The 14,902-nt window shown below is 72.5% G+C and carries 11 protein-coding genes and 1 rRNA gene; all 12 read right to left on the bottom strand.

Annotation, left to right across the window (positions count from 1 at the left end; genetic code table 11):
• Nucleotides 1–6: 6 nt before the first annotated feature.
• Nucleotides 7–753: a 3-oxoacyl-ACP reductase family protein gene (locus V2J85_RS34280; RefSeq protein WP_330823738.1), complete on the bottom strand. Its 747-nt coding sequence runs from the start codon at nt 751–753 to the stop codon at nt 7–9.
• A gap of 32 nt (nt 754–785) precedes the next feature.
• Complete coding sequence (locus V2J85_RS34275; protein ID WP_330823737.1) at nt 786–3,671, bottom strand: aminotransferase class III-fold pyridoxal phosphate-dependent enzyme; 2,886 nt, start codon at nt 3,669–3,671, stop codon at nt 786–788.
• 22 nt (nt 3,672–3,693) lie between these two features.
• Nucleotides 3,694–5,085: a beta-ketoacyl synthase N-terminal-like domain-containing protein gene (locus tag V2J85_RS34270; protein ID WP_330823736.1), complete on the bottom strand. Its 1,392-nt coding sequence runs from the start codon at nt 5,083–5,085 to the stop codon at nt 3,694–3,696.
• Nucleotides 5,075–7,555 (bottom strand): beta-ketoacyl synthase N-terminal-like domain-containing protein, encoded by a 2,481-nt coding sequence (locus V2J85_RS34265; protein ID WP_330823735.1) that lies wholly within the window; start codon nt 7,553–7,555, stop codon nt 5,075–5,077. Before V2J85_RS34265 ends, V2J85_RS34270 begins: the two co-directional genes overlap by 11 nt.
• An 8-nt stretch (nt 7,556–7,563) precedes the next feature.
• Nucleotides 7,564–8,868: a beta-ketoacyl-[acyl-carrier-protein] synthase family protein gene (locus V2J85_RS34260; protein WP_330823734.1), complete on the bottom strand. Its 1,305-nt coding sequence runs from the start codon at nt 8,866–8,868 to the stop codon at nt 7,564–7,566.
• A gap of 48 nt (nt 8,869–8,916) precedes the next feature.
• Nucleotides 8,917–9,495, bottom strand: coding sequence for an acyl carrier protein (locus V2J85_RS34255; RefSeq protein ID WP_261956331.1), 579 nt, complete (start codon nt 9,493–9,495; stop codon nt 8,917–8,919).
• 691 nt (nt 9,496–10,186) lie between these two features.
• Nucleotides 10,187–11,380, bottom strand: a complete 1,194-nt coding sequence (locus V2J85_RS34250) for an NAD(P)/FAD-dependent oxidoreductase (protein WP_330823733.1) — start codon at nt 11,378–11,380, stop codon at nt 10,187–10,189.
• A gap of 3 nt (nt 11,381–11,383) precedes the next feature.
• Entirely contained in the window at nt 11,384–11,578 is a 195-nt protein-coding gene (locus V2J85_RS34245) for a ferredoxin (protein ID WP_261956333.1), read from the bottom strand.
• A gap of 42 nt (nt 11,579–11,620) precedes the next feature.
• Nucleotides 11,621–12,799 (bottom strand): cytochrome P450 family protein, encoded by a 1,179-nt coding sequence (locus tag V2J85_RS34240; RefSeq protein ID WP_330823732.1) that lies wholly within the window; start codon nt 12,797–12,799, stop codon nt 11,621–11,623.
• 42 nt (nt 12,800–12,841) lie between these two features.
• The gene (locus tag V2J85_RS34235; RefSeq protein WP_261956335.1) at nt 12,842–13,489 is read right to left on the bottom strand and encodes a TetR/AcrR family transcriptional regulator; all 648 of its coding nucleotides are present in this window, start codon (nt 13,487–13,489) and stop codon (nt 12,842–12,844) included.
• A complete protein-coding gene (locus tag V2J85_RS34230; protein WP_261956336.1) occupies nt 13,486–14,547 on the bottom strand; it encodes a saccharopine dehydrogenase family protein in 1,062 nt (353 codons plus the stop codon). The genes V2J85_RS34235 and V2J85_RS34230 overlap by 4 nt, the downstream gene beginning before the upstream one ends.
• 230 nt (nt 14,548–14,777) lie before the next feature.
• Nucleotides 14,778–14,894, bottom strand: a 5S ribosomal RNA gene (gene rrf, locus V2J85_RS34225).
• Between the last annotated feature and the right edge of the window lie 8 nt (nt 14,895–14,902).

The following is a 14,902-nucleotide window of genomic DNA, read 5'->3' as shown; positions in this document are numbered from 1 at the left end:
GTCCCCTCACGCCATCTTCAGGCCGCCGTCGATGTGGAGCACCTCGCCCGTCGCGTACGTGTTGCGCGGGCTTGCCAGGTACGCCACGGCGTCGGCGATGGTCTCGGGTTCGGCGTAGGACTTCACCAGCAGCCGGCGCATGATCTCCTCGTCGCCGTGGCTGCGGATGGCGTCGGTCATCTCCGTGTTGATGACGCCGGGGGCGACCGCGTTGACCAGGATCCCGCGGGAGGCGAGTTCCACCGCCATCGCCTTGGTGAACGCCTCCAGACCGCCCTTGGCCGCCGCGTAGTTGGACTGCCCGCGGCCCGGCTTGGAGGCCGCCGACGAGGAGATGTTGACGATCCGGCCGTAGCGCTGGCGCATCATCAGGGGCGCCACGGCCTGGACGGTGAGCATCGGCGCGACGAGGTTGGTGGCCAGCACCTGCTCGATGTCCTTCAGGCTCTGGTTGACCAGCAGTTCGTCGCGGGTGATGCCGGCGTTGTTGACCAGCACGTCGATCCGCCCGAAGGCGGCGCGTACGCCCGCGACCAGTTGCCGCGGCACGTCGGGGTCGGAGACGTCCCCCTGGAAGAGCTCGACGCGGCGGCCGAGCGCGGCGATCCGCTCGGCGGCCTGTTCCGCCTCGCGGGTGGCGCTGCGGTAGTTGAGCGCGATGTCGCAGCCGCCCTCCGCCAGTTTCAGGGCGATGGCCCGGCCGATGCCCCGGCTGCCGCCGGTCACCAGTGCCACCTGGCCTTCGAATTCCATGGTGTCCTCTCGCAAGTCGGTGCGGTCCGGTCTCAGACCGAGTGGGCGCTCTTGTAGTCGGCCAGCCGCAGCCCGTGCGCGTCGGCCAGCGCCGCGATGTCGATGACCTGCTGGCGGCTGATGTTCCCGTACGAGTAGTGGCGGTCCAGGCCCGCCAGGCCCATCAGCGCGGTCTCCGCCATGCAGGCGAACAGCTGGCCGGCCTCCAGGAAGGCGCGCGCCGACGGGTGCAGGCTCTCGCCGTTCGGGGTGGCGACGATCCCGCCGAGCATGTACGCCAGGTCGGGCCGCTGCTCGGTCACGCCCGGCACCACGTTGTTGGGCACCGCGATGTCGCAGATCACCGCGCCGTCGGCGAAGTGCTCGCCGGTCAGGAACGGTTCGGGGCTGTTGGAGGCGGCAAGCACCAGCTGCGCCTCGCGCAGCGCCGCGCTGTCCTGGGTGACGGTCAGGAACGGGTCGCTGCCGTAGCGCTCCTGAAGGTGCTCGGCGATGGCCCGGCCGCGCCCGGCGTCGTCGCCGCCCGGCCCCTCGGCCAGCCACTTGGTGATCAGCGGCTCCTCCGCGAGCCGCGCCGGGATGCCGGTCAGTTCGCCGCCGGCCGCGATCCGCGACCAGCACTCCTGGTAGATGCCGTGCACGGTGTTGCGCAGCCGCCGGACGGAGCCGTCGCGGCGGCTGCCGACCAGCACGATCCGGCCGAGCCGCTCGGCGAACAGCTGGCTGTAGACCGACGCGATGTTGCCGGCCGCGCCGACCACGGCCAGCGTGGCGTCCTCGACCTTCCAGCCGCGGTCCTGCGCGCCCTGCTCCATCGCCTGCACACCCATCGCCACGGTCAGCGCGTTGCCGCTGGTCAGCGCGATGCCCGGGACCCGCAGCGAGGTGCAGTTGTTCGAGACGATCGAGGTGTACATGCCCAGGCCGGCCACCGCGCAGCCGTCGTCGCGGGCCGCCTGCACCCGCTCCTCGATGTCCGCGCGGATCCCCGTCACGTCACCGGAGGCCAGATAGCCGCCCATCTGCTCGGACGACACCATCAGCGGGTAGAGCGCGAACTCCACGGCGCTGCCGAGCGGCGAGTCGATCCGTACGCCGGGGTAGGGCGCGGCCTTCTTGACCGGGTCCATGCCCAGGACGAACGAGCGCAGCGCCGCGTCGCTCAGGTCGGCGAGCGCCGGGTCGACCTGCCGCAGATGGGCCGGTTCGATGAGGTGGTTGAGGAACGCGACCTTGCGCACCGGCCCGGTCACCGGCCGCGGCGCGTCCTGCTCGTAGCCGGGCAGCGTGCCCCGGAAGTCCCGGATCTCGGCGCGCGGCTTGGGGATCCGGCGGTCGCTGGCCGGGTGGACCAGGTGCAGGGTGTCCTCGTGGCGCAGGATGCGGCACAGCCGGTCCAGCGCCCCGCGCACCTGCTCGATCTCCTCGTCGGTGAGGTACGCGGACGGCTGGATGCGCAGCACGTTGCCGGCGCTGCCGGTCGGCGCGATGCGGATGCGTTCCTGCCGCAGCAGGTAGCCGGAGAGCAGATAGCCCAGCGACCCGGTGTACGCGCTGCCGCGCAGCACCATCGAGCGGGCCCCGCCCTGGTCGCGCAGCTGCACGCCGAGGAACAGGCCCTTGCCGCGGACGTCCTCGATGACGTCGGGGTAGGCGGCCTTGAGATCGTTCAGCACCGCGGTGAGCCGCTCGCCGCGCTCGGTGACCTGCCGGTAGAGCTGCCCGTCGCCGGCCTCCAGCAGCTCGACGACCTTCCGGGCCACGCCCGAGGAGAAGTCGTCCATGGCGAACGTGGAACTGTGGATGATGTCGAACTCGCCCTGGTACAGCGACTTCCGCACCAGCATCGCGGAGATCTTGGCGAGGCCGCCGCCGAGCGACTTGGACAGCGTGTAGTAGTCGCCGCGCAGCCCGATCAGCGAGCTGGCGAGGAACGCGCCGCAGCGGCCCAGGCCGCTCTGCACCTCGTCGATGATCAGCGCGGTGCCGACCTTGTTGCAGAACAGCCGGATGGCCCGGCCCTGTTCGACGGTCAGCGCATGGATGCCGCCCTCGCCCTGCACCGGCTCCACCAGGAACGCGGTGATCACCGGCAGGTCCCGCTCGACGACCCGGACCCGCCCGCCGTCGGTCTCGACGTCGAGCAGCGTCACCCGCTCCTCGTCGGCGATGGCGTCCAGCAGCTCGGGCCGGTCCATCGGCACGAACCGCACCCGCGTCCCGAGGTGGGCGAACGGCGTCCGGAAGCCGCTGTTGTACGTCAGCTGCACGCTGCCGACGAGCTTGCCGTGGAAGGACCGCTCCAGCGCCAGGAACAGCGGCCGGGTGGCGAGCGCCGCCGTGTTGTGCGCGCCGACCGCCGCCAGCAGCGCCTCGATGCCCTCGCCCTCCGGCGCCCGCTCCCGCACCGCCGGGGCGTGGAAGGCGTCCGCGTCGACGACGGCCTCGCCCCGGCCGACCGCCTCCCGCGCCCGCTCCACATGGGCGGCGACGGAGTCGGCGAGCTCCGCGACGGCCCGGACCCGGACCAGCTCGGCGTGTTTGACGGCCGCCTCGACGGCCTCGGCGCCGCTGTTGCCGAACGTGGCGACGTACGGCTCCTTGACGGAGGTCTCCCGCCGGACGACGTCGCTGAGCGCGGCGCCGAGCCGGCCGGCCTCCTCCCGCAGCGAGAACTGGGCGTGCACGGCCCGCCGCTGGTCGAGCAGATCGTGCGCGTGGGCGACGATCTCGGGATGGTTGTGGCCCAGGATCAGCGAGCCGTAGCCGCCCATCAGGTCCAGGACGGGCACCTCGGCGCCCTGCTCGTCACGGTGGTGGAGGGTGTTGCCCTCCGCCCGGACGTACTCCACGTCCAGCCCCAGGGCGGTGAAGATCCGGCCCATCTGAGGCTGCACGAACTCGGTGAACTGCGACATGTGTTGGTGGTCCCCTCGTGCGTCAGTCCGTGTGCGGCCGCTGGGCCAGCAGGGCTCCGGCGAACCCGTTGAAGGTGCTGTGCAGACTCAGGACGGAGTCGATCCGCCGCTTCCTGGGCGCACCCATGACGAAGTCGGTGCCGTCGTCCGGCGGCGTCCGCAGATGCGCGATCGGCGGCAGCTCCCCGGTGGCGAACAGGTGCGGCGCCAGGGCGAGTTCGGCCAGCGGGCCGGCGGCACCGAGGGTGCCGGTGACCGGCCGCAGCGAGCCGACCGGCACCCCGCTGTCCTTCAGCAGCGCCCGCAGCAGCTCCGCCTCCGCGGCGTCGTGCCGGACGGTGCCCTTGCCGTCGGCGAGGACGGCGCCGAGGGTGTCGGGCGTCAGGCCGTGCTCGGCCAGCAGCCCGCGCGGGCCCTCGGCGAGGGCGGACGGGCCGACGCCGCTGTCCACCGCCGGCCGCAGCGCCGCCCCCAGGAACGTCACCAGCGGCCGCGCCCCGCGCGCCGCCGCGTCCCCGGCCCGCTCCAGCACCAGCGCCACCGCGCCCTCGGCCAGAACGGTGCCGTCCCGCTCCGCGTCGAAGCTGCGCAGCGCCGCCCCGTCGGGCCCGCCGGGCGTCAGATGGCCGGCGCGGTACTGCGCGGCCAGCTTCAGCGGCTCGTTGTAGCTGCCGGCGCCGACCACCAGCGCGGTGTCGCACGTCCCCTCGCGCAGCGTGAAGGCCGCCCGCTGCAGCGCGCCCAGCGCGGCCCCGGCGTCCTGGACGAACGCCGCGCAGTCGCCCCGGAACCGCTGCGCGATGCTGATCAGCGCGAGCGTGTTGTTGTTCAGCGCCCGGATGACGGTGAACGGGTTGAAGGTGGCCGCGTTGCCGAACGCCTCCGCCACCAGCCGCGTCAGGTTCACCCCCGCCTCCGGCGAGTGGTCCGTGCGGGCGTTGTCCAGCGCCTTGTGGAACGCCGCCGCGCTCAGGTCGGTGGAGTCGTCCTGCGCGACGTACAGCCCGCGCCGCTCCTCCGGCACCTGCTGCCAGCTCTCCCCGGCCGCCGCCATCGCGTCCTGCGCGGCGAGCACCGCGTTGAACGTGAACGGCGTCCCGAACTTGCGCAGTTTGTGCGGGACGCTGTCCCGGCTCTCCTCCTGGAGCGCGTCCGGCACGTGTCCGAAGTGGCTGATCTTCCGGGTCCGCACGTACGGGTCCCGGTACGGCGACAGCGCCGGCTGCGCCTGCCGCCAGGCCGACCACAGCGCCTCGGGGCCGCGCCCGGTGGGCAGCACCGCGCCGATGCCGGTGACGACGATCGCGTCCGGGTCGAAGCCCGTACCGGAGGTGCCGGGGGTGTGCGGGGTGCGGGGGTTGGGGTCGTCGTGGAGCTCGTCCGAGGGGTTCGTACTCGGGAGGTCAGTCGTCATAACCGCGTACCACCAGACTGGCGTTGAGGCCGCCGAAGCCGAAGGAATTGCTCACTGCCACCGACACCTCCTGGTGCCGGGCCTTGTCCGGGACGTAATCGAGATCGCAGGCCGGGTCGGGGTTCTCCAGGTTGAGCGTGGGCGGCACGATGCCGTCGCGCACGGACAGCACCGTCGCGATCAGCTCCGGCGCGCCGGCCGCGGCGATCAGGTGCCCGAGCATCGTCTTGTTGGCGGTCACCGCCAGCTTCCGGTAGTGCTCGCCGCCGGCGAAGACGTCCTTGATCGCCCGGGTCTCGATCGGATCGTTCAGGGGCGTGGACGTGCCGTGCGCATTGACCGAGTCCACCGCCTCCGGAGCCACGCCGCCGTCCGCCAGCGCCCGGCGCATCGCCAGCGCCGCGCCCACGCCGTCCGGATGCGGGGCGGTGACCTGATAAGCGTCGAGGGAGCTACCAAAACCCGCCACCTCGGCATAGACGATCGCGCCGCGCCGCCGGGCGCTCTCCTCGCTCTCCAGCACCAGCATCGCGGCGCCCTCCGCGGCGACCAGACCGCTGCGGTCCCGGTCGAAGGCGCGGCACAGCCGGTCCCCGAACAGCTCGGACGTGGAGGGCGCCCCCAGCAGGTGCAGCCCGGTCATGGTGGGCAGGTTCAGCACCGAGTCGGCGCCGCCCACCACCATCGCGTCCACCTCACCGCGCCGGATCATCCGGAACCCGTGCCCGATGGCGTGCGTGGCGCCCGCGCAGGCGGTGCTGAAGTTCAGCGCCGGGCCGCGCAGCCGGTGCCGGGCCGCGATCCCGGCGGCCAGCGCGTCATTGGTGCAGAACAGGCCGCTGGCCCGGTCGAGTCGGTCGCGCCGCGCGTACAGCGCCTGCCAGCTGGGCTGCCCGTCCTCGCCGAGGGCCGGCAGCAGTTCCAGCGGGTCGCGTTCCGGTACGCCCGAGCCGACCGCGGTGCCGATCCGGCCCGCCGTCCACGCCCCGTCCCCGCCGGCCGCCAGACCGGCGTCGGCCAGCGCCTGGCCGGCCGCCGCCAGCCCGAACCGCACCCGCCGCTCCACCGGCCCCGGGTCCTCGTCGGCCCCGTACCGCGCCGCGAACGCCGCGTCGTCGACCGGCGCCGCATAGCGCACCGGGAAGTCGTCCACGCCCGGCGGCTGCCAGCCGCGGATCGCCGAGCGGCCCTCGCACAGGCCCTCCCACACGGTCTGCCAGTCGAGCCCCAGTCCGCAGACGGCGCCCAGTCCGGTCACCACGACGCGGCGGCTCATGATCCGGCTCCTTCCAGTACGACGGCACACACCTGACCGCGTGCGCCGCAGGCCAGCACCAGCACCCGGGAGACCGGCAGCGGCTCCACGCGGTCCGGTTTCCCCGTCGTCCGCGAGGAGCCGCCCGGTGGCCAGCCCGTGCAGCGCCAGCACCACATGGGCCAGCGGATGGGCGGGCCCGAGCACACCGGTGGCGCGCTCGGCCCCGGCCACCGCGGGCCGGGCGCCGGCCGGCCCGAAGACCCGGTCGAGCGCGGCGCGCTGGGCCTGCTCGCCGGCCGCCGTCCACCCGGCGTCCGGCAGCACCCAGCCGATCCCCGCGGCGTCGGTACCGGCCATCGCCAGCGCCGCGTGCACCGCCTCGGTGAGCGCCGAGGTCAGGTCCGCACCGTCCGCACCGAACCCGCGCCCGTAACCGGCCAGCCGCACCGCCGGACCATCGGGCGCCGCGGGTACGTCCCGCGCCCCCGGTACGTCCGGCCCGCGCCGGGCGACGAGGAACGCGGCCCCCTCCCCGGGGGCGGCACCGGTCCAGCCCAGCTCCTCGTACTGCGGGAACAGCAGCGGATGCACCTTCGGGCTGACCGCACCGATGACGGCCGCCTCGTTCTCGCCCTCGGCGACCGAGAGCACCCCGTCGACCAGGGCCGAAAGGCCCGCGTCGGAGAACGGGGAGTACGCGGCCATCGCACCGGTCAGCCCGAACACCGCCGAAATGTGCGCCGCGGCCGTGCTGTTGAGATGGGACAGCCCGCTGAACGGCGGGACCTCCCGGCCGTAGAGCGCCGCGACCGCACCGGGCGAGTCGTCCGCCGCCCGCCGCAGCCCGTCCAGGGCGGAGAACCGCAACAACTGCTCGTCGACCGTGGGCAGTCCGAGGTACAGACCCCAGCCCTCCCCGCCCACCGGGCCGGTCACCGAGGGACCGGTCAGCGCCAGCCGCGCCCCGTACAGCGCCATCCGCGCCTGCTTCTCGGAGGTGCGCAGCACCCGCCGGTGCACACCGAGCGTCGCCGCGTCCGGGTCGTCGACGAGGAACGCGGTACCCGCGCCGGGCCAGGCCTCGGCGAGCAGCTCGTCGGGCCGGCCGGTGTCCTTGCCGGCCACCAGGGCCTCCCACAGCGACGCGGGGTCCGCGCCCGCCGCGGTGTATAAGCCGGGTGCGGTCAGCCGCACCGCATCGAGGTTCGTCATCGCGTCACTCACCCCGCCTGCGCCAGGATCAGCGAGCAGTTCTGCCCGCCGAAACCGAAGGAGTTGGACAGCACCGTGGTCACCGGCGTGTGCCGCTGCTCGGTGACGATGTCCAGACCGCGGGTCACCTCGTCCGGCTCGTGGAAGTTGAGCGTCGGCAGCACGGCCTGCCGCTGCAGGCTGAGCACCGACAGCACCGCCTCGGCCGCCCCGCTGTTCGCCAGCGAATGGCCCATGGCGGACTTGTTGCCGGTCACCGGGATCCGGCCCACCCGCTCGCCGAACACGGTGTGCAGCGCCGCCGCCTCACAGGTGTCGTTGGCCTCGGTCGAGGTGCCGTGCGCATTGACGTGGTCGATGTCGTCCGGGGTCAGCCCGCCGTCCGCGAGCGCCGCCCGGATACAGGTGGCGTAGTCGGAGCCGTCGCGGGAACTGGACGTCATCTTCACCGCCTCGGTCACCCCGGCGTAGCCCGCGACCCGGGCCAGCACCCGGGCGCCCCGGGCCTCGGCGTGCGCCCGCGACTCCAGCACCAGGAACGCGGCGCCGTCCCCGATGACGAACCCGGAGCGGTCCTTGTCGAACGGGCGGCTCAGCTCCGCCGCGTCCCGGTCCCCGGCCGGCGCCAGCGCACCGATCCCGTAGAACGCGGCGACCGAGGCCAGCGTCGTCAGGCTCTCCGCGCCGCCGGCCAGCGCCACGTCGAGGGTGCCGCTGCGGATGTAGCGGTACGCGCTGCCGATGGCCATCCCGCCCGCGGCGCAGGCGTCCGCGTGCGTCTCCAGCACCCCGGCCGCACCGAAGTAGTCGGCCAGCCGCGCGGTGGCGGTGTCCGGCTGGACCCGCTCGTGCCGCCGCGGGTCCGGCCCGCCCGCGTCGAGGTATGCGTCCAGGTCCAGCGCGCCCGCCTCGAAGTCCACATGGTCGGCCAGACCGGCGAGTTCGGCGGGCTCCATCACCATGCGGTTGCAGGCGAGGAAGACGCCGCCGCGCTCGGAGTCCAGGCGCCGCGGCAGTCCGCTGCGCTCCCAGGCCTGGGCGGCGGCGTGCCAGGCGAGCGCGCCGGCCGGCCCCAGCGGGCGGGCCTCCGGCGGCACCGCCTCCTCCAGGGACCGCCGTACCGCGGGGTCGATGTGGGCCGAGACGGCGCAGGGCACGCCCCACTCCTTGTGGAGCGGGTGCTCGGCGATGAGGGTGTTCCCCTGCGCGAGATGGTCGAACAGCGCCTCGGGGTCGGTCAGTCGACCGGCCACCAGGCCGATACCGGTCACCACGACCTCATGACCGGCCCCGGCGGGTATGTGGGGGTTCACTTGCATTCCTTTCGCACGTCGAACGCCTTCGGCGGCGGCCGGCCAGGGTCAGCCGACGGGCTGGGCGTGCCCCAGCGCGGCCAGCGCCGCGCGGACGCCCTCGGCCATCACCTCGTCACCGGTGGCCGCCTCCAGCGCGGCACCGCAGCCGGCGCACTGGACCTTGCCGGACGGCGCGATCTGCGCCTTGTCGGCGGCGCATTCGGTGCAGGCCTCGGGAAGGTGGTCGAAGATCCGGTGGGTGAACGCCGCCCAGTGCGCGCTGGTGGCCGCCGCGGCGACCTCGTACGGGCGCATCCCGGCGTGCACCTGCTCCTCGCTGTAGCCGAACGCGCTGCGCCGCAGCACCTCGGCGGCCAGCTCGGAGATCCCGCCGCGCTCGTCGTAGAGCTGCTCCGACCCGCCGAGCGCCGACGCCAGCTGGTCGAGCACATTGGACTTGGGCAGCGCCACGCCGAGCTTGGTCTCCATCTCGAAGCGGAATTCGACCAGGTCGAGGGATTCGGCCCCGAGGTCGGAGACGAGGGTGGCGTCCGCGGTGATCTCATCGACGCTGCTGCCCAGCACCTGCGCCAGTCCCTCGCGGACGATGTCGTGGATCCGGTCTGCCTCATAGGGGTTCTGCATGGTTCTCTCCTCGTTTCGAAAGCACTCTGCACGCCACCTTTTACCGGCCATGGAAACACTGGAAAACGGCAGCGGAAATTACTTGGCGGCACGTTTCGTCAACCGGACGAAAACCGGAAGGAAAGTGCGGTGAGAGGACATGACTGAGCCCGCGACGGTTTTACACAGAACGGCTTCGCAAAGCCGGAATGAATTACCGGAAAACCGTCGGAAAATTCTGCTCAGTACGCCCGGCAGGAGGCGGCGGCCGCCAGCGCGGCACACTCGGCCCCGGGCCGCTGAACGCCGGGGCACTCTCCCGGGAAGCGGGAAGCCCGGCCACCTGACGTCGTTACGGACATTGCTTCAGACATCGCTTCAGACATCGCTGAACGCGTGACACATGCCATCCCCCGTAGCAAATGATCCCCCCGATACCTGCTTACACAGGAACAGGCCGTAATACGTCGGCGAAACCACTTCGTCGTGGCCCACCGAAAGGACCTGCACCGCCTCTCCCGGAGGCGCGATAAAAACGTTACCAGAGCTCCCCAGAAGCGTCACGGAAATGTGCGGTAGGTCACGTGACCCAATCTCTTCCCCGCGGGGTCAACTCAAAAGGTTCCGTGGTAATGAAAAACTTAACGTGGGATTCACATACCCGCGGGCCTGTTTTTCCGTCCCGAACCGTCCCGAAAACCGACCCGGCCGCCTAATTCAACCGCCGCGCATACCCCGGCAGCAGCTTCCCCTGATTCACACTCACCGCACCCACCAGACGCTCCCCCCGGTAGTGCGCCACCAGCACCGCACCCTCCGCAGCGGACCCCGCCTCCACCACCTCGCGGTCACCCGTACCCGGCAGCCCCACCGACCGGATCCGCAACCCGAACGCCGCCGTCCAGAACGACGGCACATGCACATACGGCTCGGCCGCCGCCGGCCCCGCCAGCAGATTCCGCCCCGCCAGCTCACCCTGCGCGGCCGCATTGCTCCAGTGCTCCAACGGAACCGGCCCCTCCGCCGTCCGCACCGCCTCACACCACGCCGCGTCCCCGGCCACCACCACCGCCGGATCCGTCACACCCGCACCACCGGCACCACCCGCGGCCCGCGCGAACAGCCGCTCGTCACAGTGGATCCGCCCGGACGGCAACGCCAGCCCCGACCCCACCAGCCACCCCGTGGCCGGCACCATCCCGATCGCCACCACCACCAGCGACGCGGACACCTCCGCCCCGTCCGCCAGCACCACCGCCCGCACCCGGCCGCCCGCGGCCGCCGCGAAACCCCGCACACCCACGCCCAGCCGCAACGCCACCCCCGCCCGGCCCGCCGCCTCCGACACCACCTCCGCCACCGTGCCGCCCAGCGCCCGCAGCGGCGCACCGAACGGCTCCACCAGCGTGACCTTCACCCCCAGCCCGCTCAGCGACGACGCCAGCTCCACCCCGACGAACCCGGCACCAACGATCACCACCTCATCGGCCCCACCGGCCACCTCGGCCCGCAACCGCCGGACGTCCGCCAGCCCCCGCACCGTCACCACCCCGTCCGGCACCCCGGCCCCGGGCCACTCCCGCGCCTTCGCACCCGGCGCCAGCACCACCCCGTCGTACGGCAGCTCCGCACCGTCGGCCAGCCGCACCCGCCGCCGCTCGCGATCCAACCCGACCGCCCCGGTCCCCCGGATCCAGCGGGCGCCGAACTCCCCCTCACCCGCCAGCCGGATGTCGTCCCCGGTCATCGTCCCGGCCACCACCTGCTTCGTCAGCGGCGGCCGGTCGTAGGGCAGTTCCCGCTCGTCCGACACCACCGTCAGCCGGCCGTCGAACCCCTCGGCCCGCAGCGACCCCGCGGCCCGCACCCCCGCGAGACCCGCCCCCACCACGACGACCTCGCGCAACGCTCAGGCCCCCTCGACCACGAGCGCCCGCACCGGACACGCCCGCACCGCGGCGGCCACCTTGCCCGCCAGCCCGTCCGGCACCTCCGGCGCCACCACCAGGCGCTCGTCGTCATCGAGCGCGAACACCTCGGGCGCCACCAGCGCACACTGCCCGAGCCCGTCACACACGTCCCGGTCGACCCGGATCTCCACCATCCCGCTACCCCCCACCGCTCTCACCCTGCTCCTGATACCGCGTCAGCGCTCGTACCGCAGCGGCAGCTCCACCAGCCCCCGGATCGCATCCGACGGCAGCCACCGCACCTCCTCCGCCGGCACCGCCAGCTCCAGCGTGCCGAACCGCCGCAGGATCTCGGTCAGCGCGATCGTCGCCTCCTGACGGGCCAGCCGCTGCCCCAGGCAGAAGTGCGGCCCCACCCCGAACGACAGATGCTGCGCGGTCGCCCGCCCCAGGTCGAACGCATGCGGATCCTCCCGCACCTCGGGATCCCGATTCGCCGCGTTCAGCAGGAACCGCACCAGCTCCCCCTTACGGATCACCACCCCGCCCGCCTCGACGTCCTCCAGCGCCACCCGGTTCACGGTCGTCATCGCCGACCCCCGGAACCGCAACGCCTCCTCCACCGCCGCACCGACCAGCGACGGATCCGCCCGCAGCGCCGCCAGCTGCTCCGGATGCGCCAGCAGATCGTGCAACGCGTTGGCCAGCAGATTCGTGACCGTGTCATGCCCCGCGATCAGCAACACCGCCGCGAACGACGACAGTTCCTCATCACTGAGCGCACTCCCGTCCTCGAACCGCGCCGCGATCAGCTCACTGAGCAGATCCTCCGTCGGCCGCTCCCGCTTCGCCCCGATCAGCCCGATGCAGTACCCGAACAGCTCCGCGGCCGCCGACTGCATCGCCTCCAGCGACGGCGCCGCCGAGATGTCCATCGCCCACTGCCGGAACGGATCCCGATCCTCCGCCGGCACCCCCAGCAGCTCGCAGATCACCTCCAGCGGCATCGGATACGTGAACTCCTCGATGAAGTCCGCCGTACCGCGGTCCCCCAGCTTGTCCAGCAACTGGTCGGTGATCTCCGCGATCCGCGGCTCCAACTGCCGCACCGCCCGCGACGCGAACGCCGCACTCACCAGCCGGCGGTGCCGCGCGTGATCCGGGTCGTCCTGCTCCAGCAGCATCACCGCCATCCCCGGCACCAGCGCCCCGTGCGGCGCATGCGTGTGCACGTCGTTGGACAGCCGCGGATCGCTCAACAGCTCCCGCGTCAGCGCCGCCCCGAGCACGGTCCAGGTCTCCTGCCCGTTCAACTGCCGGGTACGGATGATCCCGTGCCGCTTCGCCAGCCGGTCCAGCTCCTGCTCCAGCCCCGCCGTCGACGCCAGCTCGGCCAGATCCACCACTTCGGTCATGACGTACTTCCCCCTGATTCCCCCTGGTTGGCCCCGGAACGCTCAGTCCCGGAGCAATTGCACGGCAAACTGCGCCAGTTGCGCATCCATCGCGGACGACCGGCTGCCGGCGATCCCCGACCGCATCAGGGCCGCCCCCTCGACCAGCGCCACGAACGTCTCGGCCCGGGCCCGGCAGAACTCACCCGACCAGTCCGGCCGCCCCTGCTGGACGTACGCCTCCACATGGGCCACGTACTTCCGGTAGAACTCCCGCACCACGGTGGCGATCTCGTCGTCCCGCGCCGCCAGCGCCCACACCTCGACATACAGCCGGACCAGCTGCGGATCGTCCTGCTCGGCGAGGACCACCCCCACCACCTCGTCGGGGTTCGCCGGCCCCGCCGGCAACTCGATGGCCGACGGGTCGTCCCGCACCATCCGCAGCCCCGTCGTCTCCGCCAGCCGCTCCAGCGAACGCTCCAGCGCCCGCTCCAGCACGGCCTTGATCAGATCCGCCCGGGTCGGGAAGTAGTGCTGCAGATGCCCGACCCGCACCCCCGCCTCACCGGCGATCGCCCGCAACGAGGCATCCGACCCCTTGGCCACCAGCACGGCCTCGGCCGCGTCCAGCAGACTCGTCCGCCGAATGCTCCCCTGCCGCGTCAGCGTCGAGCCCTTACCGGCCCCGCCGTCCTTCTCCTCGCTCATGACACCTCGACCCCGACGCCCGCCTTCTCCAGCGCCGCCACGACGTCCTGCGGCACCGGCGTCATCTCCGGGAACACCACCCCGCGCGGCGCGGCCGCCCCGTCCTCGCCCAGCACCCGGCGCAGCCCCAACAGCCCGCCCAGCGCCGTGAGATGAGCCTGCCCGGCCGGATCCGTCAGCACGGCCGTACGCCGCTGACCGCCCCGCCCGCGCACATCGATCCGCAGGCACGCACTGCCGCCCTCACCCGGCGAATACAGCATCGACCGCCGCGTCGACTGGAACTTCTCACCACGCCCCCACCGGAAGAACCCGGTCTTCTTCAGCGCCAGCAGCGTCGACGTCGACGAATTGGCACTGAACCCGATCCGCGTGAGGGCGGTGTCCACCCCCAGCACCAGCGGCAGCGTGAACTGCTCCGGCGTGTCGATCCGCGCGACCTTCGTCCGGTGCTCCCCGATGGCCACATGGCCGGCCCCGGACAACGGCATGATCATCCGCCGCTGCCCGCCCTCGGTCACCTCGTAGTCCAGCCCCAGCCGGTCCATGAACTCCACCGAGTCCGTGCCCGCCCGGTCCTTCAGGTCGTACCGGATCGCGATCTCCACCGCCGACGCCCCGCCGACCTCGGCCGCCAGCGCGGCCGCGACCAGCGCCGTCACCCCGCCCATCCAGCTCGACGACAACAGCACCGGCGCCTTCGGCGGGTTCACCGCCGCCACCGCCACCGCCCGCTGCAGCCGCGCCGTCCACCGTGTGATGTCCACATACGGCACACCACCCCGGATCGCCGCCAACAGCACCCGGTCCTCGGGGTCGTTCACCGTGCTGATCACGGCCCGCACCTTCGCCGAGAACGGCTCCGGATCACTCAGATCCCACCGTCGCACCGCCGCGCCGACCTCCTCGGCCAGCGCCGCCCCACGCTCCGGCGTACGCCCCGTCAGGAGCAACGGCCACGAAGTAGCCGCCAGCCGCGCCAAATCCCCGCCAACGGTCCCGTAGCCACCCACCACAAGAACCGGGCCCGTCACATCAAGCTGGATGTCATCGTCCACAACCCCGACACTAGGTCACGCGACCTAGAAACACAACGACGATCTACGTCACACCGGCCGGCCCAGACCCACGACCTGCCCTCACACCCCCACCCCGGGCCCGCCGGCCGCCCGTCACGCACCCACCCGACGCCCCCAGGGCCCCAGGGCCCCACGATGCCCCCAGAACGCAAAAAAGCCTCGCCCCGAGTTGAATTACTTCAACTCGGGGCGAGGCTTTATCAAAATTTGTTCGGCGGCGTCCTACTCTCCCACAGGGTCCCCCCTGCAGTACCATCGGCGCTGAAAGGCTTAGCTTCCGGGTTCGGAATGTAACCGGGCGTTTCCCTAACGCTATGACCACCGAAACACTATG

Origin of the sequence: Streptomyces bugieae (genome assembly GCF_036352915.1) — a bacterium.
GTDB classification, from domain to species: Bacteria; Actinomycetota; Actinomycetes; order Streptomycetales; family Streptomycetaceae; genus Streptomyces; species Streptomyces endophytica.
This window is presented reverse-complemented; position numbering and strand designations above follow the sequence as displayed.

Excerpts from the sequence above, each read along its gene's own strand:
- V2J85_RS34280 (WP_330823738.1), bottom strand. The coding sequence starts at position 753 with ATGGAATTCGAAGGCCAGGTGGCACTGGTGACCGGCGGCAGCCGGGGC.
- V2J85_RS34275 (WP_330823737.1), bottom strand. The coding sequence starts at position 3,671 with ATGTCGCAGTTCACCGAGTTCGTGCAGCCTCAGATGGGCCGGATCTTC.
- V2J85_RS34270 (WP_330823736.1), bottom strand. The coding sequence starts at position 5,085 with ATGACGACTGACCTCCCGAGTACGAACCCCTCGGACGAGCTCCACGAC.
- V2J85_RS34265 (WP_330823735.1), bottom strand. The coding sequence starts at position 7,555 with ATGACGAACCTCGATGCGGTGCGGCTGACCGCACCCGGCTTATACACC.
- V2J85_RS34255 (WP_261956331.1), bottom strand. The coding sequence starts at position 9,495 with ATGCAGAACCCCTATGAGGCAGACCGGATCCACGACATCGTCCGCGAG.
- V2J85_RS34245 (WP_261956333.1), bottom strand. The coding sequence starts at position 11,578 with ATGGTGGAGATCCGGGTCGACCGGGACGTGTGTGACGGGCTCGGGCAG.
- V2J85_RS34240 (WP_330823732.1), bottom strand. The coding sequence starts at position 12,799 with ATGACCGAAGTGGTGGATCTGGCCGAGCTGGCGTCGACGGCGGGGCTG.
- V2J85_RS34235 (WP_261956335.1), bottom strand. The coding sequence starts at position 13,489 with ATGAGCGAGGAGAAGGACGGCGGGGCCGGTAAGGGCTCGACGCTGACG.